Annotated in this window: 25 protein-coding genes and 1 riboswitch; of the genes, 10 read left to right on the top strand and 15 right to left on the bottom strand. The window is 67.1% G+C overall.

Annotated elements, in window-relative coordinates:
• Positions 1-30: 30 nt before the first annotated feature.
• The 3 genes from L8F96_RS14765 to ectA are packed head-to-tail and all read right to left on the bottom strand — an operon-like array spanning position 31 to position 2,293.
• Positions 31-444, bottom strand: a complete 414-nt coding sequence (locus tag L8F96_RS14765) for an ectoine synthase (protein ID WP_046407715.1) — start codon at positions 442-444, stop codon at positions 31-33.
• A gap of 27 nt (positions 445-471) precedes the next feature.
• Positions 472-1,776: a diaminobutyrate--2-oxoglutarate transaminase gene (gene ectB / locus L8F96_RS14760; protein WP_334656428.1), complete on the bottom strand. Its 1,305-nt coding sequence runs from the start codon at positions 1,774-1,776 to the stop codon at positions 472-474.
• A 4-nt stretch (positions 1,777-1,780) separates the two neighbouring features.
• A complete protein-coding gene (ectA, locus tag L8F96_RS14755; protein ID WP_296219952.1) occupies positions 1,781-2,293 on the bottom strand; it encodes a diaminobutyrate acetyltransferase in 513 nt (170 codons plus the stop codon).
• A gap of 260 nt (positions 2,294-2,553) precedes the next feature.
• On the opposite strand from ectA, the gene L8F96_RS14750 reads away from it, so the two are divergent.
• On the top strand, positions 2,554-3,033 hold the full coding sequence (locus L8F96_RS14750; protein ID WP_046407745.1) for a MarR family winged helix-turn-helix transcriptional regulator: 480 nt from the start codon (positions 2,554-2,556) through the stop codon (positions 3,031-3,033).
• A 70-nt stretch (positions 3,034-3,103) separates the two neighbouring features.
• Here the strand turns inward: L8F96_RS14750 and L8F96_RS14745 are convergent, their stop codons facing one another.
• Positions 3,104-5,563, bottom strand: a complete 2,460-nt coding sequence (locus L8F96_RS14745; RefSeq protein ID WP_334656426.1) for a zinc-dependent metalloprotease — start codon at positions 5,561-5,563, stop codon at positions 3,104-3,106.
• Between the two features lie 189 nt (positions 5,564-5,752).
• Between L8F96_RS14745 and L8F96_RS14740 the strand changes: the two genes are divergently transcribed.
• Positions 5,753-6,385 (top strand): NAD(P)H-binding protein, encoded by a 633-nt coding sequence (locus tag L8F96_RS14740; RefSeq protein ID WP_334656425.1) that lies wholly within the window; start codon positions 5,753-5,755, stop codon positions 6,383-6,385.
• An 83-nt stretch (positions 6,386-6,468) separates the two neighbouring features.
• Entirely contained in the window at positions 6,469-7,098 is a 630-nt protein-coding gene (locus tag L8F96_RS14735) for a glutathione S-transferase family protein (RefSeq protein ID WP_334656424.1), read from the top strand.
• Here the strand turns inward: L8F96_RS14735 and L8F96_RS14730 are convergent.
• The 5 genes from L8F96_RS14730 to L8F96_RS14710 form a co-directional block, all read right to left on the bottom strand.
• A complete protein-coding gene (locus L8F96_RS14730; protein ID WP_334656423.1) occupies positions 7,095-8,051 on the bottom strand; it encodes a Csu type fimbrial protein in 957 nt (318 codons plus the stop codon). The genes L8F96_RS14735 and L8F96_RS14730 overlap by 4 nt on opposite strands.
• A complete protein-coding gene (locus L8F96_RS14725; RefSeq protein ID WP_334656421.1) occupies positions 8,042-10,252 on the bottom strand; it encodes a fimbria/pilus outer membrane usher protein in 2,211 nt (736 codons plus the stop codon). Before L8F96_RS14725 ends, L8F96_RS14730 begins: the two co-directional genes overlap by 10 nt.
• A gap of 184 nt (positions 10,253-10,436) precedes the next feature.
• Positions 10,437-10,916 carry a fimbrial biogenesis chaperone gene (locus L8F96_RS14720; RefSeq protein ID WP_334656420.1) on the bottom strand — a complete coding sequence of 160 codons (480 nt, stop codon included), beginning with the start codon at positions 10,914-10,916 and terminating at the stop codon, positions 10,437-10,439.
• Complete coding sequence (locus L8F96_RS14715) at positions 10,913-11,158, bottom strand: fimbria/pilus periplasmic chaperone (RefSeq protein WP_334656419.1); 246 nt, start codon at positions 11,156-11,158, stop codon at positions 10,913-10,915. Before L8F96_RS14715 ends, L8F96_RS14720 begins: the two co-directional genes overlap by 4 nt.
• Before the next feature lie 11 nt (positions 11,159-11,169).
• Complete coding sequence (locus L8F96_RS14710) at positions 11,170-11,685, bottom strand: Csu type fimbrial protein (protein ID WP_334656418.1); 516 nt, start codon at positions 11,683-11,685, stop codon at positions 11,170-11,172.
• Between the two features lie 219 nt (positions 11,686-11,904).
• Between L8F96_RS14710 and L8F96_RS14705 the strand changes: the two genes are divergently transcribed.
• Positions 11,905-12,972 (top strand): tyrosine-type recombinase/integrase, encoded by a 1,068-nt coding sequence (locus L8F96_RS14705; protein WP_334656417.1) that lies wholly within the window; start codon positions 11,905-11,907, stop codon positions 12,970-12,972.
• Here L8F96_RS14705 and L8F96_RS18665 read toward each other — a convergent pair.
• On the bottom strand, positions 12,967-13,290 hold the full coding sequence (locus L8F96_RS18665; RefSeq protein WP_334656416.1) for a hypothetical protein: 324 nt from the start codon (positions 13,288-13,290) through the stop codon (positions 12,967-12,969). The two genes, L8F96_RS14705 and L8F96_RS18665, sit on opposite strands and share 6 nt — an antisense overlap.
• 73 nt (positions 13,291-13,363) lie before the next feature.
• On the opposite strand from L8F96_RS18665, the gene L8F96_RS18620 reads away from it, so the two are divergent.
• A complete protein-coding gene (locus tag L8F96_RS18620; protein WP_417158993.1) occupies positions 13,364-13,516 on the top strand; it encodes a chloride channel protein in 153 nt (50 codons plus the stop codon).
• An 8-nt stretch (positions 13,517-13,524) separates the two neighbouring features.
• Positions 13,525-13,740, top strand: a complete 216-nt coding sequence (locus tag L8F96_RS14695; protein WP_334656415.1) for a chloride channel protein — start codon at positions 13,525-13,527, stop codon at positions 13,738-13,740.
• Positions 13,741-13,761: 21 nt separating this feature from the next.
• Here the strand turns inward: L8F96_RS14695 and L8F96_RS14690 are convergent, their stop codons facing one another.
• From L8F96_RS14690 to L8F96_RS14670, 5 genes are all read right to left on the bottom strand, one after another.
• Positions 13,762-14,145 (bottom strand): hypothetical protein, encoded by a 384-nt coding sequence (locus L8F96_RS14690; RefSeq protein ID WP_334656414.1) that lies wholly within the window; start codon positions 14,143-14,145, stop codon positions 13,762-13,764.
• Between the two features lie 51 nt (positions 14,146-14,196).
• Entirely contained in the window at positions 14,197-14,655 is a 459-nt protein-coding gene (locus L8F96_RS14685; protein WP_334656413.1) for a hypothetical protein, read from the bottom strand.
• Between the two features lie 399 nt (positions 14,656-15,054).
• Positions 15,055-15,324 (bottom strand): hypothetical protein, encoded by a 270-nt coding sequence (locus tag L8F96_RS14680; RefSeq protein WP_334656411.1) that lies wholly within the window; start codon positions 15,322-15,324, stop codon positions 15,055-15,057.
• Complete coding sequence (locus tag L8F96_RS14675; protein WP_334656410.1) at positions 15,321-16,913, bottom strand: PepSY-associated TM helix domain-containing protein; 1,593 nt, start codon at positions 16,911-16,913, stop codon at positions 15,321-15,323. Before L8F96_RS14675 ends, L8F96_RS14680 begins: the two co-directional genes overlap by 4 nt.
• Positions 16,910-17,236 (bottom strand): hypothetical protein, encoded by a 327-nt coding sequence (locus L8F96_RS14670; RefSeq protein WP_301091987.1) that lies wholly within the window; start codon positions 17,234-17,236, stop codon positions 16,910-16,912. The genes L8F96_RS14675 and L8F96_RS14670 overlap by 4 nt, the downstream gene beginning before the upstream one ends.
• Positions 17,237-17,351: 115 nt before the next feature.
• On the opposite strand from L8F96_RS14670, the gene L8F96_RS14665 reads away from it, so the two are divergent.
• The 4 genes from L8F96_RS14665 to L8F96_RS14650 all read left to right on the top strand — a co-directional run bounded on the left by L8F96_RS14665 (position 17,352) and on the right by L8F96_RS14650 (position 22,753).
• Positions 17,352-19,514 (top strand): TonB-dependent siderophore receptor, encoded by a 2,163-nt coding sequence (locus L8F96_RS14665; protein WP_334656409.1) that lies wholly within the window; start codon positions 17,352-17,354, stop codon positions 19,512-19,514.
• Positions 19,515-19,643: 129 nt separating this feature from the next.
• Positions 19,644-20,285 (top strand): outer membrane protein, encoded by a 642-nt coding sequence (locus L8F96_RS14660; protein WP_334656407.1) that lies wholly within the window; start codon positions 19,644-19,646, stop codon positions 20,283-20,285.
• Between the two features lie 83 nt (positions 20,286-20,368).
• Positions 20,369-20,591, top strand: a riboswitch (cobalamin riboswitch).
• A gap of 123 nt (positions 20,592-20,714) precedes the next feature.
• A complete protein-coding gene (locus L8F96_RS14655; protein WP_334656406.1) occupies positions 20,715-21,698 on the top strand; it encodes a putative oxygenase MesX in 984 nt (327 codons plus the stop codon).
• 26 nt (positions 21,699-21,724) lie between these two features.
• Positions 21,725-22,753, top strand: a complete 1,029-nt coding sequence (locus tag L8F96_RS14650; RefSeq protein WP_334656405.1) for a methionine synthase — start codon at positions 21,725-21,727, stop codon at positions 22,751-22,753.
• Positions 22,754-22,755: the final 2 nt, after the last annotated feature.

Here is a 22,755-nt window from a genome sequence, read left to right as displayed (position 1 = left end):
TCATGGGGGCGAGGGCGCGCACGCCGGGGATCACCCGGTCGCAGCCACCGGCGCCCGCGCGTCGACATCGGCCGGATAGGCGCCCGTCTCGTCATGCACTTCATTGCCGGTCACCGGCGGGTTGAAGGTGCAGGCGGTGACGAGGTCGGTCTCCGGCCGCACGATATGCCGGTCATTGTTGTTCAGCGCGTACATCACGCCCGGCTCCAGCCGGTGGATCTCGCCCGTCCCCAGGTCCTCGATCGTGCCCGTGCCCTTCAGCACCAGCACCGCCTCCAGGTGGTTCTGGTAATGCATCTTCAGCTCGCTGCCGGCGAACATGGTGGTGACATGGAAGGAAAAGCCCATGCCATCGTCCTTCAGCAGCAGCCGGGCACTGACCCAGCCGTCCGATTCCACGTTGCGGTCCGATGCGCGAATGTCGTCGAGTTTGCGAACGATCATGAATGATCTCCTTTAGGTCTGAAGTATTTATTCCGCCGCGATGGCGTGGTCGGCGCGCATGGCCTCGCCCAGCCGCGCCTCCAGCATGTCGAGCCCGTGGCTCAGCACGGCGTCGTCGATCACCAGCGGCGCCAGCACCTTGATGACCTCGTCGTGCGCGCCGCTCGTCTCGATGATGAGCCCGGCGTCGAAACAGGCCGCGGTCACCTGGCTGGCGAGCTCGCCCGACCCGACGTTGATGCCGCGCATCATGCCGCGCCCGCGCGTCTCGAAACCATGGCGGTCGGCCATGCGCTGCAAGCGGCTGGCGAGCAGGTCGCCGCGCCGCTGCACGTCACCGGCAAAGCGGTCGTCCTGCCAGAAATGGCGCAGCGCCGCGGTGGCGGTGACGAAGGCGTGGTTGTTGCCGCGGAACGTGCCGTTGTGCTCGCCCGGCAGCCACTGGTCGAGCTCGGGGCGCAGCAGTGTCAGCGCGAACGGCAGCCCCATGCCCGACAGCGATTTCGCCAGCGTGACGATGTCGGGCGTGAAGCCCATGTCCTCGAAGCTGAAGAAGCTGCCCGTCCGCCCGCAGCCGGCCTGGATGTCGTCGACGATCAGCAGCGCGCCATGCGCCCTGGCGATCCCCGCGATCCGCCGCAGCCATTCGGGCGACGCGGCGTTCAGCCCGCCTTCGCCCTGCACCGTCTCGACCAGGATCGCGGCCGGCGCGTCGAGCCCGCTCGAGGGGTCGGACAGCCGCTGTTCCAGCAGGTCCGCGGTGTCGACGTCTCGCCCGTAATAGCCGTCATAGGGCTCGTGCGCGACATGCGACAGCGGCACGCCCGCGCCGCCGCGCTTGGTGGCATTGCCGGTGCACGCCAGCGCGCCCAGCGTCATGCCGTGGAAACCGTTGGTGAAGGCGATCACCATCTGCCGCCCGGTCACCTTGCGCGCCAGCTTGATCGCCGCCTCCACCGCGTTCGTCCCGGTCGGCCCGGTGAACATCACGCGATGGTCCATCCCGCGCGGCTTCAGGATCACGCGCTCGAACGTGTCGAGGAACTCGTGCTTGGCGTCGGTGTGCAGGTCGAGGCCGTGGGCGATCCCGTCGGCCGCGACATAATCGAGCAGCGCCTGTTTCAGGATCGGGTGATTGTGCCCGTAATTCAGCGTCGAACAGCCCGACAGGAAATCGAGGTACCGCCCGCCCTGGTCGTCGTGCATCCACACGCCCTCGGCGCGGTTGAACTGGCGCGGCATCGCGCGGGCGTAGCTGCGCACGGCGGATTCGCGGCGCTCATACAGGCGAGTGTCCGGGCGGATGCCGGACGGCTGTGGTGTCGTGAACAAGGTCTTATCCCCTCTGTTCTGTCAGATTGTGGTGGTCGATCGGCCCGATCCGGGCGAGGAACTCGGTCGCGTGCGCGCCGGCGAAATGCGTCTCGCGGTCGAACATCGTCCGCCGCTCCAGCGTCGCGGACCAGGTCCGCGCCAGCCGCTGGAACAGCCCCCAGGACGCTTCATTGTCCGCGGTGATGGTGGTGATCAGATGCGTCACGCCCTGCTGTGCGGGCTGCTGCATCAAATGGTTGATCATCCGGCTGGCCAGCTGCCTGCCCCGCCCCTCGGGCGCGACGGCAACCTGCCACACGAAAAACGCGGTCGGGTCGGACGGCGGGCGATAGCCGGAGACCCAGCCGATCATCCGGCCCGCCTCCTCGGCGATCACTTCCTCGGCAATAACGCAATGGTCCGCGAAATGCTCGCACTGCAGCAGGTTGCAATAGGGCGAGTTGCGATCGAGCGGCGGGCAGGCCGCGATCAGTGCGGTGACGGCAGGGCCGTCGGTGGCTCGGGGACGGCGCAGGCGCAGCGTGGCTGCGGCGCCGCCATGATGGTCGTTGGCGGTCGAAGGCGTTGCCTTTTCGACCGTTTCGCTCTCAAGAATGTTTCACTCCATGAAGTTATAAGCGCACGGCAATGCAGCGCTGCTCGCTAAAAACCTAAGCCCCTTTGGCGCAAGCACAACCCCGTTCAGCAAAATATGTTTCATCGGGTGAAACATATCGCAATGAATATCGTGAAAAATGCCGCTTGCAGCGCGCGCGCCGGGCGCTACGCGGCGACATGGATTCGCCGATCGCCAGCGCCACCTTGAGAGCGTTGCGCCGCGTGCTTCGCGCGGCGGAAGGGGGCACGCGAAAGCTGGCCACCACCACCGGGCTCACGCCCTCGCAATTGCTCGTCCTGCGGGAAATCGACGCCGGCGAGGGGGTGACCCCGGGCAAGATCGCGCAGACGCTTCAGTTCAGCCATGCCGCGATCACCGCGATCGTCGACCGGCTGGTGACGCTGGGGCTGGTGACGCGCGCGCGCAGCGAGGAGGACAAGCGGCGGATGCTGCTTGCCGTCACGGGCAAGGGGCATGACTGCCTCGCCAGCGCGCCCGACATGCTGCAGGAGGTTTTCACGGCGCGCTTCACGGCGCTGCCGTCATGGGAACAGGCGATGATCCTCGCCGGGGTCGAACGGCTCGCCGATCTCCTCGGCGGCGGCGATCCCGACGCCGCGCCGCTGCTCGACGCCGGCGCGATCGACCGGCCCTGAGCGCAGGTGGGGCGGGGCGGGGGGCCGAGGCCGCCACCCGCCGTCCGCCCGCCGCCTGTCGTCCCGCCTCCTATCCGATCGGCATCCCCGGCGGCACCGGCACATCATTGCCCGTGTCGCGCAGCGCCGCCGCCAGCGCCTCGCGGTCACCGATCAGCCGCGCGGTCGACAGCGCCCAGGCGCGATCCTCGGCGCTGGCGAAGCGGCGCTTGCCCTGCGCGCCCGCCCAATCGGCCAGCGCCTGGTCGATCACCGCCGACGCCTCGCTGCCGGTCGCCGGCGCGGCCGCGGCGCGCGCCATGTTCAGGATGATGCGCGTGCCGATCGCGCGCCGCACCGCGCCCAGCCGCGCGCTCGCCGCCGGCGCATCGGCCAGCGCCAGCAACCGCCGCGCAACCTCGCCCGCGCCCGGCACCGCGGCGTCGCGGCGATGCTGGTCGGTCAGCCGCGCCAGCCGCTCTGGCGCGAGCAGCGCGGCAAGGCTCACTTCCGCGGCGACCTCGGCCGCCACCAGCGGATCGAACACCGCGCTGCCGGCCGTGCGCATCACCTCGATATCGGTCTGGCGGTCACGATCGCCCGACCAGCCGGCCGACAGCGGCGCGATCAGCGGCTCGGGCACGTCGAGCGCGGCAGGATCAAGCGTCGCGAGCAGCACGTCCAGCGCGCGCTGCTGCGCCGCGGCGTCGACCGGCGTCGCCGCCGCCGGATCACCCGCGCCCCCCGCCACGGCATAGGTCGACGTCGCGCCGCCCAGCAGCTTGCCCGCCGCTTCCACCTGGTAGCGGTGGAGCAGCCAGATCGGCACGAACTTGCGCCGCAGCGCCGCGACCGGCTCGCCCGTCGCCAGCGCGCGCGGGCCGAAGCGTGCGATCGCCGCGGCGCGCACCGCCATCATCCGCTCCAGCTCGGCGACCGGGTCCGCGCCGTCGTCCCACAGGCTGCCCCATGGCTGCGACGCGGACACGACGCGCGAATTCTCGTCGGAAACGAACCGCAGGCCCTTGGCTTCCGCCGCCGCCGCCTTGGCCCGCGCCGCCGCGTCGGGATTGCCGCCTGCGGGGTCGCCGTACAGCCAGTCGATCGCATGATGGTCCCATGCGCCCAGCCCGACGCCATAGGCATCGCTCAGGTCCGGCGCACCATCGACCAGCCCGATGCGCGGTGCGGGATAATCCATCACCGATGCGCGATCCTGCGTGCTGCCGGCGAAATTGTGCTGCAACCCCAGCGCATGGCCCACCTCATGCGCGGCGAGCTGCCGGATGCGCGCCAGCGCGACCTGCGCCGGATCGTTCGGCCCGCCGGTCCCGGTCTTGTCCGCCCCGACCAGCCCTTCGTAGATCAGCATGTCCTGCCGCACGCGCAGCGACCCCAGCAGCACCGATCCCTTCAGGATCTCGCCGGTGCGCGGGTCGGACACAGCATAGCCATAGGACCAGCCCCGCGTCGCGCGATTGACCCAGTTGACGACATTGTACCGCATGTCGAGCGGGTCGGCCCCGTCGGGCAGGATCTCGACGCGATAGGCATCGATATATCCCGCCGCCTCGAACGCCGCCTTCCACCACGATGCCCCTTCCAGCAACGCGGTGCGGATCGGCTCGGGCGCGGCATTGTCGATATAGAAGGTGATCGGCGTCTTCACGCGCGATCGCGGCGCGGCGGGGTCGATCCGTTCCAGCCGGAAACGGTTGGACAGGTTCTGCACGATCTGCCCGGCCAGCGGCGCACCGAAATCAAGCACTTGCGTCGCGAAGCTGCCGCCGCGTGGGTCGAACGCGCGGGTGACATAGCCCGGCGTCGGCATCGCGACGAAGCTGTGCCGCACCACCATCGTCACTTGCCGCGGGTCGGGCGCGATGTTGCGCACCTCCGCGCCCGGCGTCTCGCTGGCATAGGTCTGCCGCGCCTCGAACTCGAGGTTCAGCGGGAAGGCCCGGACATTGTTGGTGTCGGCCGCGCTCAGCGCCTCGACCAGCTTCCAGCCCTTTTCGCCACCGCTGTTGAGCTGCGCGGTGATCCCCTTGGTGTCGCGCGCCAGGAACGGCGCGATGTCGACCAGCAATGTGCCGTCGGCGGCATCGACCGCATCGCCCAGCCAAAGCGTGGAGGTGGCAAAGGCATCGCTCGCCGCTGCCTGCTCCGCGGCCGAGCCATTGGTCGCGCGGAACCGCGGGTTGGCGAGCTCGAACGCGATCTTCTTGCCCAGCCGCCGGATCACCAGCTCCTGCGCCGGCCCCGGCTGCGCGCGATCGAGCCCGATCGGGGCGGAGCCAAGCCCGGTGCGCAGCGCATTGATATACAGCAGCCGTGTCGCCACTCCGTCGCGCCCCGGTGCCGGCAGCGCCAGCAGGATGCGCCCGCCCTTGCGATCGACATGCACCGGCAGCAACCCGTCCAGCCGCTCGGTCCCGCCGCGCGGATCGCCCGCCGGCAGGCGCTGGGTGGCGGGGCGATCCGCCGCGCTCGCCGCGACCGGCGCGACCATGGCAAACAGAACGCTGACGGCGATGGATGTACGGTTCATTTTTCCCCCTGGGCGGGCGTCGTGCCGGATGGAAGCGCCGGCGGCAAGGGTGCTGGCCGGCGCATCACACCCCGTGGCCAAATTGCGCCGGCAACAGGCCGCACCCCGGCCGCTCGCGCTGCGCCGGCGGCCGCCGCGCACCCGCCCAATCCGTCGACAGCGCGCGTCCGATTGCCTAGCCTCGCACGCATGGTCACCCGCATCATCATGGCCGGCGGCACGGGTCTGATCGGCGGCCTCCTCACCGCCCGCCTCCGCCGCCACCCCGACGTCACGCTCGACAGCCTCGTGCGAAATCCCCGCCAGCCCGGCGAGCGCAAGGTGGATTTCACCGCGCTCGCCGCCCTCCCGACGGCACCCGCCGACGTCGCCATCTGCTGCCTCGGCACCACTCGCCGCGCCGCCGGATCAGCCGCCGCCTTCCGCCGCGTCGACCATGATTATGTCCTCGCCTTCGCCCGCCTCGCCCGTGATGCGGGGGCGCATCATTTCATCATGGTCAGCTCGGTCGGCGCCGGCGGCCGCGGCCTGTATCTTGCCACCAAGGGCGAGGCCGAGGCGGGCGTCGCCGCGCTCGGCTTCGACCGGGTCGACATCCTTCGCCCCAGCCTGCTCCTCGGCCCACGCGCGGAGCGCCGCCCCGGGGAATGGCTCGCGCAGCGTATCGCCCCCTTGCTCGACCCGCTGCTCGCCGGCCCGCTCGGCCGCTACGCCGCGCTCGATGCCGCGATCGTGGCGGCAGCGATCGACCACCTGACGACCTGCACCGCCCCCGGTGTGTACCGCCACCACGTCCCCGACATCCGCCGCCTCGCCAGCTAAAGCGGTACCGCGCCGCCCCGGATACGCCTATGATCGCCCCGCCACGATCGGGTCGCACGCAGCAACGGCGGAAGGGACGACGCATGATCACCATCTGGGGCGGACAGATTTCGCGCTCGATCCGGGTCGTCTGGCTGCTGGAGGAAATGGGCCTGCCCTATGAGGTGCGGCAGGTCGACATGCTGGCCGAAGAACGCGACCCCCGGTTCCTGGCCCTCAACCCGGCCGACTATATCCCCGTGCTGCAGGACGGTCCGGTGACGATGGTCGAATCGATCGCGATCATGGAATATCTGCTCGCCCGCCACGGCCCGACGCCGCTCGCCCCCGCGCCGCATGACCCCGGCTTTCCCGCCTATCAGCAGTTCCTCCACCTCGGTGAGGCGGGGCTGGCGACGCTGATGATGCCCGCCATCGTCAGCCGCTTCATGGCGCCGCCGGCGGAGCGCGACAATTGGGCCGCGCGATGGTGCCTGCAATCCCTCCGGAAACGCGTGACGCTGGTCGAGCGGCGGCTCGCTGAGGCGCCTTACCTGGCCGGGGACAGGTTCACCGCGGCAGATATTTCCGTGACATACGCCTTCATGCTCGGGCAGCGTCATTGCGACCTCACGCTCAGCCCGACGGCTAGGGATTACCTCACGCGCACCACCGGCCGCGATGCCTATGGCCGCGCGCTGGAGCGTTCGCACGAGGGCGTCGCAACCAGCTAGAAACCTAGCGTGACCACCACGAAATCGGAATATTGCCCCACCGGCGGCAGCGCGCCGATCTCCACCCGGCCATAGACCGGAACGGTCTGCGCCGCGCCCGTGCCGGCACCCGTCACCGACCCGTCGATCGCGATCGTGTCGGTGCGCGCGGCATCACGGTACAGTCGATAGGGAACAAGGTTGCCGTCCGCATCCTGCATGCGTCGCTCGGTCCCCGCGGCATGGCGCCCGCCATCGAAACTGAGCGTCCAGCCGCGGTTCGGCGGGCACACCAGCTGCACCGATCCCGCCGCATCGATCTGGTCGCGAAAGCCCGCCAGCTCGCCGAAGTCGATGTCGCCGATCGTGCCGAGCGTGCATGCCTCGATCAACGTGGCGCGCACGCTCAGCGTCACGTCAATCCCTGAAAAATCGGGCGCGTTACGCTGGCAGATGCTTGTGCCGGTGGTGAGAATGCCGATCAACGTATTGTAGAAGAAGGCCGAATAGGTGCCCGGGGGCGCGGCCTGTCCGGGGGGTATTCGCCCGTAATAGGTGAAGGTGCCGGATGTCCTGCCATTGGCGGCAATGGCCACGTTCGCCGTCAGCAGCGTGCTGCTGTCCCACAGCTCGTTTCCGGCACTGTCGACATAGACGTTGAAGTCCAGGAAGATGGGAGAGCTGCCGATCATCTTGGGCTGCTGCGGTGTTCCCGGATAGCTTGGCGTGCCGATCGCGGCGCACAAGGTAAAGGCGACGGGGGTGGGGTCGAAGTTGGTGCAGGTCCAGTTGATCGTCCCCCGTGCCGTAAGGGCCGAGCCGATATCGAGCGTCGGTTGATCGGCCTGGCAAAAGGCGTTGGCCTTCGCTTCCTGCGGGACGAGAAGGATCGCGAGGATAGCGCCGATGATCGCCAGCCACAGACAGCGGCACGCCGCAGGAGTCAGGCGCCGCTTCGCTGACCCTAGCGGCATGTGACCGGCCCGATCTCTACCTGCCGGCCCTCGGCGGGTTGATAATCGAACTGCGCGGTGCAGGTGCCGCCCCCGTCGATCTGCACGTCGAGCTCGTTTGTGCTGCCCAGTCCGGTGAGATACACCCGCCCGTCATAGCCGACGACCGTCGGCTCGCCGCCGCCCCGCACCGTGACGGTTGTGCCCACCGGCAGAACACGCCCCGCCGCATCGACGAGGACCACGACCGCGCTATTTTCGCGCGCCACGCCGAAATCGATCACCACCCCGCCAAGTGGCGCGGGCACCACCACCGCGTCGGTACGGGCCGGCCGCACATCCACCGGCAGCAGGGTGGGGTCGATCGATACGGTGTTGGGCTGCAGCGGATCAAGGTCCGTCACCAGCGCCGCGCCGCGCTTGTTCGTCCGCGTCACCAGCTTGGTATTCGACAACACCGGCGTGTTGGCTCCGGCTCCGGTGACCACGGCAAAGCTCGTGTCGATGCGCGGGGCGGCATAAATGCCGTTCATGGCCACGATCGAGCCTTCGGCATAAGCGGTGGCGTGGACGTCGCCGCCATATTGCTCGATCCCCGCCTCCAGCGTGGCGAAGCGGGCAAGGTAGGCGACATTGGCGGCGCGATAGGTGTCGCTCGGCCCGGACAGCGCCTGGTTGCTGGTCACGGTCCAGCCGAACGATCCACGCCTGACCCCCGGGGAGCGCCAAGCCCGCGTCTGAAGCCGCGCGCCACGGTCTGTCCGCGAGACGGAGGCGGAGGCTGATCCGCTGCGCCCCAGCGGAAAGGTGATGCCGGCAAAGACGCCCCAGTCGCGACCGCTCCCGAAATCCTTGTACCCGTTGATCCAGATCGACGAGCGCCTGAACACGGGGCGGGACAGCGACAGGCTCGCGATCCGCAGGTCATCATCCCCCAGCCGGGCATGAGCGTAGTTGAGGTTCACCCCGGTGCGCAGGATGGAGAAATTGGCGCCGAACCGCTCCACCCGCCGGGAAAATGACAGAAGCGCCGGGAGCGTCGGATCCGGTGCGACGACCAGGTCGGGCGAGCGATTGGTCAGTTGTTCGCGCGTCAGCGTCGCGCTGGCGATGTCCTGGTAGCGGCTGCCGGCATCCTCGATGCCACCGAACAGGTTGATCCCGGCCACCCGAGCCTGAACGTCGATCCGACGCCGGATGCCGATCCTGCCCTGGAAGCGGCTGACGGCGAGCCCGGCGGTAAGCGAGCCCCAGTCCCCCAGCCGGGTGATGCCCCCCAGGCTCGCATTCCACAGGTCGCGCGTACCCTCGACATGGCCGAGCACGGTCAGCCGGTCGGAAACGCCGTAAGCGACCGTGCCCGACGCGGCGAAATCCGGATAATAATCGAACGACCGTGTCCCGTAGTTTCGCCGCGGAAAACCCGCCTCGAGCGAGAAGCCGATCCGACCCTTCGGCAGGAGGTTGGGGACGAAGAACAGCGGTTTGGTAATTTTGGTCTCGCGGCCGCTGGCATCGGTCAGCACCACCGTCGCGGTCGCACCGCCGCCCAGATTGGGAAGCGACCGGAACTCGAACGGGCCCCGTCCGACCTGCCCTGAAAAATAGCGCAGGCCGTTCAGGTACAAATCGACGCTCGAGGGGACAGCGGCGGAGGCGGTCAGGACCGGCAGCGCGGTGGCGACCAGATCGGGCCGCTCATTGTAGTTGCGGCGGATCTGCACGCCCGCCATCCGATAGGCGGTGGCGAGCTGCCCTCCATCGGCAATCGTATCGCCCACGGTCATCGCCAGCACGCGGCGCACGTCGACATAGCGCCATTGCGTGTCGAGCCGGACATGTTCGAAGCCGCCCTTGCTGGGCGGGCGCCAATTGGCAAAGCCGGTGGTCTGACCAACGCCGTACCGGCTGATGAAGCGGAAGTCGTATTGGCCCGTCGCATGGAGCCCCGCGCGCGAGCCATCGACGAAGAGATTATAGTTGAGGACCGCGCCGGTACTCGTCTCGACGCTGTCCGGATTGAGCGGTGGCTGAAGCGCGGACTCGTCAAGAACGACCGGAACCAGCGCCTTGTCGCCCGCCTCGAACGACAGCGACTGCGTGGACTCTCGGTACTGAACGTTGACACCCGGAAGGTCGGCCAGCTTCACCAACTGCTCGCCCGGCGGGATACCCAGGCGGCGCAGATCGAACCCCAGCAGTCGCAAACGCTCCGCCGTCATTGCCAGCGCTCCGTCCGGAAGGCGGGTCACCTGCCACAAGAACGGTGAGACCCTGCCGTTCACCCTCACCGCCAGAACAAGTTCGACGTCCTGCGTCGCCGGGGTCTCCTGTGCGGCGGCGGCACCGCCCGATACCACGATGAGACAGGTGGCAACGGCAACCTTGATCCCACAAAAGAACCGCTCACCGGGTGGCGATCGTGGTCGCTTGCCTGATCTCACGACCGCCGACTCCTGCGACCAGCGTCACATTGCTATCCGCAGTCGGAAGCACCGCCCCGGCGGGGGCGACCCAGCGCCGCGTGGCGCCGGGGAGAACATAGCCGTTGAGGCCGCTCCCGAAACTGATCGGTCCCTGGGCGCCCTCGAGCCGCAGATTATCGATGCGGGCGTGACTGCGGCCGGAGTTGGTCGCCTCGATCACCAACTGCCCGCCCGAGCGATATGCCCGCCAGGCGAGTGCGGGCTGCGGATCACCGTCGCGGAAGAACGCCGGCAGGTCGTAGCGCAATCTGACATCCACCTCACCGCCGCCCGACGGCATCTGCCCGGCAGGCGGCGGAAGCTCGTCAATCCAGAGCCGGTAGCTCCTTTCACCCATGGCGACCGGGCCGGCGGTTCGCGCAATCCGGACGGTGTAGCTGGCGCCCGGAGGGATCGTCATGGCGGGGGGCTCGCGACAACCTCGGTCGTGGGGGCGATCTGATCCTGGCCGTTCACCTGGGTCCAATCGAACACGCGGACTTGCAGGTTCATGGGACGAGCGCCACGATTCTGCACGCTGACGGCGGACGCCTGCGCTGGCGATGTCACCTCCACCGTCAGCGGCTGAACGCGAAGCGCGGTCTGCGCTGTCCCCGGTGTCGCGCCAAGTGCAAGGAGCAGGGATGCCGATTGCAGGCGCATCGTCCAACCTTTCAAAACGAGACCGTAACCGTGACGACGTCCCGGTAGGTGCCGGGCGTCGGCGCAGCCTGTGCCGGCACACGGCCGAATACCTGGATTGCTTCGGGCGTCCCGGTGCCTGTTCCGGACAGGGTCGACAGGATGTTGGCCCGGGCGGCATCCGAATAGATCTGGTATCGGACGAGCTCGGTCCCGCCTTCAAGCTGCATCGCGCGATCGCTGATCGCCGTGGCATGTCGCCCCGCGTCAAAGGTCACCGAATAGGTGACGCCGGGGTTGCAGAGCACCTCCAATGCATTCGGGCCCGATGTGCCGGCGTCCTCATCGATTGCATCCAGCAGCAATTGGGTTGAGCCGAAATCGAGAAGCGCACTGCCGATGCCGTCGCTGGACGATCCCGAAACCTCGCACGATGCAGTGACGAGAAGCTTAACCTGCAACTCGCCGGTCACGTTGGATGCAAGCTGCGCCTCGGCGGCGCCGCTCCACAGCAGGATCGGGGCAGCGACAAGGGCATAAGCGCGCACGGACTTCACTCCTATATAACAAAGCCCGAGCGAGCGGCCCGGCGGCCCGGAAGATGATCGATTCCTTCGCGCCGCAGCTTTGGGTGATCGTCGCCGATCTTTGATCCGTAATGTTACGCGTGCGAGAGCGCTGAGAAGCAGCAACAGCGCACTAGCGATAATGTCCGCTATCGCTAGTGCGGTTGACCGGACGCGCATCGTCGCGCACGATCGACCGCAATGAACGCGTTGCTGCCATTTGCCGATGACGTGACCGGATCGGGCATCGTTGCGATCGACGCCGATGTGATCGATGCGGCGCGCCGCGCGATGAGCCCCAATTCGTGGCGCGCGCTGCGCGCCGACATTCGCGTGTTCGCCAGCTGGTGTTCCGCACGCGGACTAATGACATTGCCCGCCTTGCCGGCGACCGTCGCGACGTTCCTCGCCGATCAGGCCGATCACGGAAAGAAGGCCGCCACACTGGCGCGCTATACGGCGTCGATCGCGCGGCTGCATGCGCTGGCCGACCAACCCGATCCCACCCGTACCGAGCGTGTCCGTCTTGAGCTGAAGGCGCAGCGGCGCGCGCTGGGGGTGCGGCAGCGGCAGGCGCGCGGGCTGCGTTTCCGCGGCGAGGTTGCCGATCCGCTGGCGGCCGCCGGGCCAGTCGGCGTCTGCGTCGAAGCGATGCTGGCGGCGACCGGCGACGATCTGCCGGGCCAGCGTAATCGCGCGCTGCTCAGCCTTGCGTTCGACACCGGCCTGCGGCGCTCGGAGATCGTCGCGATCCGCTGGCCGCATGTGGAGCGCGGTGGCGCGGGCGGCGGCCGCTTGTTCGTGCCGCGCTCCAAGGCAGATCAGGAGGGCGCGGGCGCATATGCTTATCTCTCCGCCCGGACGATGACCGCGCTGAGAGAGTGGCGCGCGGCATGTGGCGGGCGCAGCGACGGCGCGCTGTTTCGCCGCCTCCATCGGACGCGTGACAAGTCCGGCGCCGATATCTGGAGCGTCGGCGCCGCCCTCTCCGCGCAATCCGTGACTCTTATATATAGGGCGATGCTGGACGCGGCCCATGCGGCGGGGCTGCTGGGGATGATCGACAGCGCCGATTTCGACATCTGGCGCGCGAGCCTCACCGCGCACTCAACGCGTGTCGGGCTGACGCAGGACCTGTTCGCCAGCGGCCAGGACCTCGCCGGGATCATGCAGGCGCTGCGCTGGAAATCCCCCGCCCAACCGGCGCGCTACGCCCAGGCGCTCGCCGTCGAGTCAAATGCCGCTGCCAAGGTCGTCGGCAAGTTATAGCCTGACCTTAGCGAGCACCCATCTGCGCCAATACTTCTCGCGGGATATCGTAGTCGTCGATGATGGACTGGTGGACGAACAAGCCACACAATTCGCGCTGGATGAAATAGTGATGCGCGCCTCGGCAGCGTTCTTGATCAGCGTCGCGCGATCACCCTCGTCGGCGGCACTGCGTAGCTGCGCCAGCGTGGCGGCCAGCTTTTTCCCCGACCGACCGAGCGACGCTGCCTTTTCCGCTGCGATCTCGTGCTGGAACGCTTGGTTCAGCCGGTCCGGCGCCGCGGAAGGCCCAAGTCCCTGGGGAAGTCGCAGCGACATGACGGGACGACTCCGCTGATGTGATTACTGACAGGCGCTCCTACAACACTGGGGCTGGTCGGCAAACAACACAATCGCGGCCGGGGCGGCGGCAGTCCTCACCTGCGCCTTCGACGCGCCGGTCGCCGGCGTGCTGTTCGTGATCGAGGAAACGCGGCGCCAGTTCGCCGGGCGGACCGACACTTATATGGCCGTCATCCTGGCCGCCGTGCTTCGACGGCGATGATGCGCGGGATGGGCGCATTGTTCACCGCCTCGGTCCGCTTCCCGCTGGTCGGCGTGGTGCTGACGCTGGAACTGACGGACGCCTACACGCTCACGCTGCCCTTGCTCACCACCTGCCTCGCCGCGAATTTGGCCGTGTACTGGCTCGGCGGAAAGCCGATCTATTCACAGCTGCGCGATCGCACCCAAAAGCTTGCCGCCGCTAAGCCGCTCCCCGCCAGATGACGTCGCGGCCGGCAACTCGCCTCAGAAGCCGCCCTGAAAGGCGAAGGTAAAGCGGTAAGGCTCCGGGCTCTCGGTGGGGTTGCGCCGCGTCGGCACGGGCGTGGCGGCGACGAGCGTCAGCGCGCCATCCGCCACCTGGACCGGTTCGCCCAGCGTCATCCTGATCTGTTTCTCCCATCCGCCGCCGAACACGGTCGCCCGCACGATCAGTCGCCCCGCCCATACGCACAGCACGTCGCTGGGGCAGCGACTGTCCTCAATCACCTCGTCCACGCGGACGCGCGGCCCGTCGACATAGGCCATTTGCCCCAGGCGCACCGGCCCCTCCACCGGACGTGTGGAGGCGCAGCCGCCCAGCGATACGAGCGCCGCGATCCCGGCGCAGATCATGATCTTCATCGCCACCTGTCACCTGTTGTTCCCAGCGGCATAAGCGCCCGGAGCTGAACGGCAGCCTCAGGGCAGATCGTCGGCCAGCCGTTCAATCGCCAGCGCGGTGGTGACCGATTGGAGGACATGCAGCGACCACCGTTCCGCCGCCTTCTTCGGGCCGGCAGCGAATTCGCCCTCGGTGATGCCGAGCAATGGCGCGATCCCGGCGATGTTCACCACATAAAGCCCGGTGCCATACAGTGTTCCGAGGATCACCGGCGGCACCGTCGGAAAGGCACGGCGCAGCGGTGGGTAGAGCGCGGCAAAGCTCACCGACGCGCCAAGATGGTTGGTGAATTCGACGAGGCTGGTTCCCGTGTCGCCGATCGCCTCACGCGCGCCGGTTGTCTCGTCGATCCAGTCGACCGCGTCACGATCCAGTGTCTTGTCCAGCACGCCCGTCTTTCGCCCGGCGAACATCGCGGCCGTCGTCACGACCCCGGCCAGCAGCCCTGCGGCGATCACGGCATTGCGCGTTTTCATCAATCACTCCCTTGTTCGGCCCGAGGAGAACCCGGCAGGCGGGTGGAAGGTCCAGTGGCTGGCCGTGTCGACGACAGTATCGTGCCGCGCCAAAACAGCGCGCTGCGTTGGTGCCGGGGCAGCGGCACCGTCGCAGGTAAGGAGGACACACAGGGAGGTTGCTCAAGCTACGTCAGTTATTGGCCGCACCGTTGATGCCGCGGCCGGTGGTCGAGGGAGCGCAGGGCAGACCCCCGCAAAGGGGCCGGCGCCGACGTGCCTGGTGCCGCAGATGCGCAGTGGTTTCCATGGCCTGACTTCACTGTTCTCTGCAGAACTGTGCCGCAAGTGACGGAAACCAATGGACTTGTTTGAGAGTATTGCCGCTAACCTGCCGTTAAGTGCAGGTGCCCGGCGCCTTCACCTTGCTGACCGCGCAAAGCTCCCTGCCGCCAGCCAGCCGAGCAGCGCCGCGCCGCCAAGCCACAGCATGAACGCCGCGCTGTTGCCCAGCGCGATACAGCCAAGCGCCGGCGCACAGGCCCAGGCCGCGAGCAATGATCGTGCCCGCCGGGTCGCGCCCCCGCCCTGCCCCGCGGCGCGGCGGCGCTTGGGATCGTCGCGGCACAACAGAAGGACGGCGGGCGCCGACAGCGCCAGTGCGACGAGGGCAAGCGCCAGCGTGCTCACGCCTCCACCGCCTCCATCCGCCGCGGCCGCTCGGGCAGCGTCAGCGGGCGCGCCTGCCAGCACCCCCGCAGCAGCCAGCCGCCAGCAACGACAAAGGCCAGGTCAAGTGCGGGGATCACCGCCTGGCCCGATGCGATCGCCGCGGTCCAGCCCGGCCCGCCCGCAGCGACAAGCCGCAGCAGCGGCAGCATCAGCATCACGAGGCCGGTCGCACCCTTCAGCATGAGCATCAACGCATCGTTGCTGCGCGCCACCACGCCAGCGATGATCGCCACTGCCGACGCGATCAGGAAGACGGTCGTCGTCCAATAGACCGCGCCGCCGTGCGGCATCGTCACGAGGAAGCCGGCCGCGGCCACCGCCAGCCCCAGCGGCAGGCCAAATCCCACCACGGTCAGCGTCCGTTCAAGCCACGCAAGCGACCGCGCATCCTCATGCCGCCGCACCACCCACAGCCGCATCCCGGTATAGGTGACGTAGCACATGGCAAACCCCAGCCCGAACCAGATCGCCTTGGACAACAGCCCCGCGAAATTGCCGAAATGGAGCGGCCCCATGATGCCGACCAGAGTCCCCCCGGCGGAGGGGCCCGCGCCGACCTGCGGCTTGGCGCGGATGAACTCGGCCGTGGCACCATTGTAGAGCAGCGCGACCGGCTCCAGGTCGCCTTCCCGCGGATTGTGATAGCTGGTCACCGTGGCGTCGCTGCGGCCGAAATTCTCGATCGCGACAAAGGTCGGCACTTCGCCCGTGCGCCGGATCGCATCGCTGGTGATCCGGTCGAGGTTGCCGCTCGCCGCCGGGCGCGGATCGGGCGTGCCCGGATTGCCGAAGACGGCATGCTGCAGCGCCTCGACATCGCCGCTGAACGCCGCCGTCGCGACGACCGGAAGCCCGACCGTGCCGTAGAAGGAGAAGAAGCTGCCGGTAAACGCCAGCACGAAGGCGAATGGCAGGCTCCACGTGCCCGCTACGCTATGGCGGTCGCGCGTCGCCAGCACCGGCTTGGCACCGCGGCGCAGGGTGAAGATGTCCTTGAACAAATGGCGGTGGATCAGCAGGCCGGAAATGGCGGCGACCAGCATCGCCAGCCCCAGGATGCCGGTCAGCACCAGCCCCCATGGGTTGGGCACATGCAACCGGACGTGCGTGTCGACCAGGAAGGTGCTGAGCGCATCGTCGTTGCGCGGCCCGAACAGGTCGTCGATATTGCCGGTGGTGGCGTTCAGCACCCGCCCCTGATGGTCGAGCTGGTAGAAGACGCCGGCCTCGGTCGGAACTCCGTCAGCGCCCGTCTCATGCCGGTGGAAGAACACGCCCAGGCCATGGTCGCCGGTCTCCCAGATGTTGACCGCTTCCTGATACTGCCGCGGCGTCTGCGCGGTCAGGCGGCGCAGCGTGGCGTCAACCGGCTGCGCGAAGGAGGATTTGGTCGCCACATGGCCCGCCGACCAGGCGCCGATCTCGTGCGCGAACACCGCCGCCGTGCCGGTCAGCACCACCGCATACAACAGCAGGCCGAGCAGGATGCCCGACCAGCCGTGGACTGCGACCATCGCCTTGGTCTGATCCTTCCTCAGTTGAATCATGGGTTCCTCTCCGCGGCAGGGGGCCCGGCCATCATGCGGGTGGCGACCAGTCCGCCATGGACCAGCAGCAATGCGCCAGCGACCAGCGCGACTCGCGTCAGGTTACGATCAAGGCAGGCGTGAAAGAACAGCAGCGCCCAGATCAGCGGCGCCATCACCAGCGGAATCGCCAGGTTGTCGATCCCCGCTGCGCCGCCCGGCAGCCACAGCGGCATGCCGGCCAGCAGCGCGAGCGTCACGATGATGGCGCCCGGCCCGGCGAGCAGGATTCGCGCCCATCGCTGGCGGTCGCTCGGCTGCGCTGAAGGGGTCGGCTCGGCCATGGCGCAGCGAATAGAAACACGATCCGCCGATGGCAAGAAAAATGCTATTGATAATCTTTCGCACGCATTTAGAGGGCGCCGGCAACGAATGATTACATTTCTCGAAAGGGCGGACATGGCGAAACTGATCGTAGCGGCGGGGGTAGCAAGCGCGCTGCTGAGCCAGGCCGCTCTGGCGCAGGAGGCTGAGCTCACCCCGTCCGCCGCCCCCGCCCCCGCCGCTACCCAGGCGAACGACGCGGCCACGACGCCGGAGGACGAAATCGTCGTCGTGGGCAGCAATGCCGGTACCAAGACCGAAACCCCGCTGACGCAGGTGCCCCAGCCGCTGACGATCATCGATTCGGGCACCTATCTGTCGCAGGGCGCGATCAACATCAGCGACACGGTGAAATACGCCGCCGGCGTGCTCGCCAACCCCTATGGCCGTGACACCCGCGTCGACGGGTTCAACGTGCGCGGCATCAATGCGCTGCAGTTCCGCGACGGCATGCGCGACATCTTCTCTTATTACGCCAGCATCACCTCGGACCCGTATAATTTCTCCCGTGTGGAAATCGTGCGCGGGCCTGCCTCGGTGCTGTTCGGCCAAGGGTCGATCGGCGGCCTCGTCAATCTGGTGTCCAAGGTGCCGGAATTTCGCACCGGCGGCGAACTCAACCTCGTCTATGGCAATTACAACCGCAAGGAAGCGCTGGGCGACGTCAACCTTGCCGTCACCGATACGCTGGCGGTGCGCCTGGTGGGCCGCGTGCGCGATGCCGACACCTACGTCGACAACGTCCCCGATGACCGCGTGATGATCGCGCCATCGATCCGCTGGCAGCCGACCGCCGCGACCGACATCATTCTGACCGGTCTGTACCAGGAGGACGATACCGGCTCGACCTCGCAGTTCCTGCCGATCGTCGGCACCTTCCGCCCCAATCCGGCCAATCCGGGCGCGCGGCTCGATCCCTATACGTTCGTCGGCAAGGCGGGGTGGGATCGCTACAACGGACGCTCACTGCAGGGCGGCGGGCAGCTGGTGCACCGTTTCTCGGACAATGTCCGGCTCAGCCTCAAGGCGCGCTACATCGACAGCGACCTCGAATATTTCACCCATTATGCCGACAGCTACACCAACCCGACCGATCCCTTTTCGGTGTATGGCACCGACGGTCGCCACATCGGCCTCACCGCTGATGCCAGCGACGCGCGGATGAACGTCTTCTCGACCGACAACAATCTGCAGTTCACTTTCAACACCGGCGCCAATGTCGAACACACGTTGCTTGTCGGGCTGGACTATAGCTGGAACAAGGTCGGGAAGCGGGGCGTGGCGCTGTCGCCTGCGCTGGAGGTCGTCGACCTCTATGACATCGATTACGATGCACTGCTGACCTACGACCCGACCGGTCCGTTCGTCAATGAATCGCAAAAGCAGCTTGGCGTGTACGTGCAGGACCAGATCCGCCTGTTCGACCGCGTCTCCGTGATCGTCGGCGCCCGCCGGGACCATGTCACCAATTCGTCGGGGCAGGAGGACAACGCGACCACCTTCCGTGCCGGCATCATCGGGGAGATCGGCGCCGGCATTTCGCCCTTCTTCAGCTATACCGAAAGCTTCCTGCCGATCGCCGGCCGCCTGTCCGGACCGGGCGGTGTTCCGGGCAATCCGTTCAGACCGCAGACCGGCACGCAATATGAGGCCGGCGTAAAGTGGCAGCCCGCGCCCACCACGCTCGTCACCGTCACCGGATTCCACATCAAGGAGCGTAACCGCGTCCTCTACCTCGCCAACAACGTGACCACTCAGTCCGGCGAGCTCACGACCAAGGGGTTCGAATTCGAGGCCAGCCACACGCTGCCGGGCAATTTCGAACTGCTGCTGAACTACGGCTACAGCGAGCTGGATTCGGAAGTGAACACCAGCCTCGATTACATGCCGCGGCACACCGCATCCTTGTGGTCGACGAAGACCTTTGCGACCAGCGCGGACGGTCCGCAGCTGCGGCTCGGTGCCGGCATCGTCTACAGCGGCAACAGCAAGTCGACCGGCCCGCTCGATCCTTATGCCCTCAACCCCGCGATTGCGCCCGGCACGCTCTACACGATCGTGACGCCCGCACGTACTACCGTCGACGCGCTGGCGGAGGTCAGCTGGGACCAGTGGCGTCTCGCGGTCAACGCGACCAATCTGTTCGACGAACGCGCCTTCGCCTCCTGCCTGGCGCGTGGCGACTGCTTCATGGCCGCGCCGCGCAACGTCATGGCGACACTCGGCTTTCGCTTCTGATCGGTTTCGGCGGCGCGATGCCGAACTTGCGCCGCGCGATACGTGCTTCTCCCGATACCCCGTGACTTGGGCCGCGCTTATGTCGCGGGTGTCGGTAAAGAGTGATCCGGCCAAAGAGAGTGAGGCGATATGAAGTATCTCATCGGGACCGCGCTTGCGATCCTCATCGCTGCGCCCGCTGCGGCGCAATCCGCCGGGGCGATCCAATCCAGCGGTCGCGTCGAAGCCCGGTTCGGCTGGGACCGGGGTGAGTTCAAGACCGGATTGCGCGACCCTCTGATCGATATTTCCGAGAAGAACGGAAAGAGCGGTGTCACTTACGGCATCGAAGCCGGCTATGACTATGTCACTGACAGCCGGTTCCTGGTTGGCGGCTATGTCGGGGTCGAGGGATCGTCCATCAAGGACTGCGCCACCACCCCGTTCGGCGAGCGTGACTGTCTGAAGGGCGGACGCAATTTCACCGTCGGCGCACGGGCCGGCTACGTCACGGACCAGGGCGTCGTCTATCTCAAGGGCGGCTATTCCAACGGCCAGCTGAAGTTCGAGGCCGAGGATTTCGTAGATGACGAACGGGTGCGGTTTAAGGACAATCACGGCGGCTTCCATCTGGGTGCCGGCGGCGAGGTGATGGTCACCAACAACGTCTATGGAAAGCTCGAATACGTCTTCACCAATTATTCGAGCGACAAGTTCGACGACGGCATCACCTATGCCAAATTCCGTCCCCAGCGGCATCAGCTCGTGGCGGGCATCGGCCTTCGTTTCTGATGAAGCCGCGGGCTCAGCCTGCGACAGACATCACGATATAAAGATATCTTTATATCGGTATTGACAGGGCTGGTTGGATGATGTTCAACCGGCCCTGTCGAGGTTCCCCATCCCAGGCGTGGCGATGGGGCTAAGACGGGAAGCCGGTGACGTTCCAGAAGGGCGGATTCCGGCGCTGCCCCCGCAACTGTGAGCGGAGAGCGGCAGTTCCATCTTGTGTCACTGGGCCCTGCAACGGGCCCGGGAAGGCCGGAACTGCCGTGATGACCCGCAAGCCAGGAGACCTGCCTCCGACGCGATAACGTTCCTCGGACGGGGGTTCCTCCGGTGGATCGCGCCGGAGAACCGTGGATGGTGACTGCCATCCCGGACCATCGATGACGTGCGCGCTCCCTCTGGCTCCCCTGTTCGTACAACAGCAGGTGAGTCATGACGAACAGCGGTTTCACGTTCACGACCAGCAGCATCCCCTTTGACGAGGATTATCAGCCCGGCGACAGCACGCGGCTGACCACCAACTTCGCCAATCTGGCGCGGGGCGAGGCGCGGGCAGAGAACCTGCGCAACACGCTGCGGATGATCGACAATCGCTTCAACGCACTGATGCATTGGGACAATTCCGGCGGTGATCGCTACGCCCTCGCGCTGCGCATCGTCTCCGCACACCTGGCGATCACCGATGGCGACCCGGTCGGCCTGCCGCTGATCGAGATGCTGGCGACTACGGTGCTCGACCGGCAGAGCGGCGCGTGGACCGACGCCATGACCGGCAACAGCCTGTCCTCCTACATCCGCGACTATGATTTCAGCATCCGCCTGCCCGATTACCAGCGGCGCAGCTCGTGCGGCGGTGCGCCGGAGGGGTTCGGCGAGTTACATGGCAAGCTGTTCCGCCATTTCCTCGCCTCCAGCGCCTATCGCGACCAGTTCGGCAAGCCGCCGGTGTTCTGCCTCAGCGTCTCCAGCCGCGAGGTCTATCATCGCACCACCAACTCCCACCCAGTCCTGGGCGTGGAGTATCGCTGCGAGCATCACTCCGCGACTGACAGCTATTTCGCCAAGATGGGCCTCGCGGTGCGCTATTTCATGCCGCCGCACGCCGCCGCCCCGCTCGCCTTCTACCATCAGGGCCGGCTGCTCGACGATTATACCCATCTCGAACTGGCCAGCACCGTCGCGACGATGGAGACCTTCCAGAAGATCTACCGGCCGGAAATCTACAACGCCAATTCGGTCGCCGCGCATGACTATCGGCCCAGCCTGACGCGGCAGGACTATTCGCTGACGCGCATCGCCTACGACCGCGAGGAACGCAGCCGCCTCGCCGTCGCGCAGGGCCGCTTTGCCGAGGAACATGTCATCCGCCCGCATGGCGCGATGCTCGAACAATGGTCGGCGACGTGCGGCCTGTGACCCCCATTCACCCAAGGAACACAATGATGACGACCCTGTTGCCGACCACCACCGCCGGCAGTCTGCCCAAGCCCGCGTGGCTCGCCACGCCGGAGACGCTCTGGTCGCCGTGGAAGCTCGCCAATGCCGAACTGGCGGACGCGCAGCGCGACGCCCTTCGGCTTGCGGTGGATGACCAGCGCCAGGCCGGGATCACCATCATCGGCGACGGCGAGCAGACCCGCCAGCATTTCGTCACCACCTTCATCGAGCATCTGAACGGCGTCGACTTCGATCGTCGGGAGACCGTGCGCATCCGCGATCGCTACGATGCCAGCGTGCCCACGGTAACCGGTCCCGTGTCGCGCCCCCGTCCTGTGTTCGTCGATGATGCCCGCTATCTGCGTGCGCAGACCGATCAACCGATCAAATGGACCCTCCCCGGCCCGATGACGATGATCGATACCTTGTACGACGCGCATTACCGCAGCCGGGAGAAGCTGGCGTGGGAATTTGCCGGCATCCTCAACCAGGAGGCGCGTGAGCTGGAGGCGGCTGGAGTCGACATCATCCAGTTCGACGAACCGGCGTTCAACGTCTTCTTCGACGAGGCGAACGACTGGGGCATCGCTGCGCTGGAACGCGCCGCCGAGGGGCTGACCGCCGAGACGGCGGTGCATATCTGCTACGGCTATGGCATCAAGGCCAATACCGACTGGAAAAAGACGCTCGGCTCCGAATGGCGGCAATATGAGCAAACCTTCCCTCGCCTGCAGCAATCGAGCATCGACATCATCTCGCTCGAATGCCGCAATTCGCGGGTACCGATGGATCTGATGGAACTGATCCGGGGCAAGAAGGTGATGGTCGGTGCGATCGACGTCGCGACCGAACAGGTCGAAACCGCGCAGGAGGTTGCCGACACGCTGCGCCAGGCGCTGCGCTTCGTCGATGCGGACAAGCTTTATCCGGCCACAAATTGCGGCATGGCCCCGCTGCCGCGTGCCGTGGCGCAGGGCAAGCTGAAGGCGCTGGGCGCTGGCGCGCAGATCGTCCGGCAGGAACTCACTGGCTGAAC

The organism is Sphingomonas panaciterrae (assembly GCF_036890205.1).
GTDB classification, from domain to species: domain Bacteria; phylum Pseudomonadota; class Alphaproteobacteria; order Sphingomonadales; family Sphingomonadaceae; genus Sphingomonas; species Sphingomonas panaciterrae.
The sequence above is the reverse complement of the archived record's forward strand: the minus strand, read 5'-3'. Positions and strand labels throughout refer to the sequence as shown.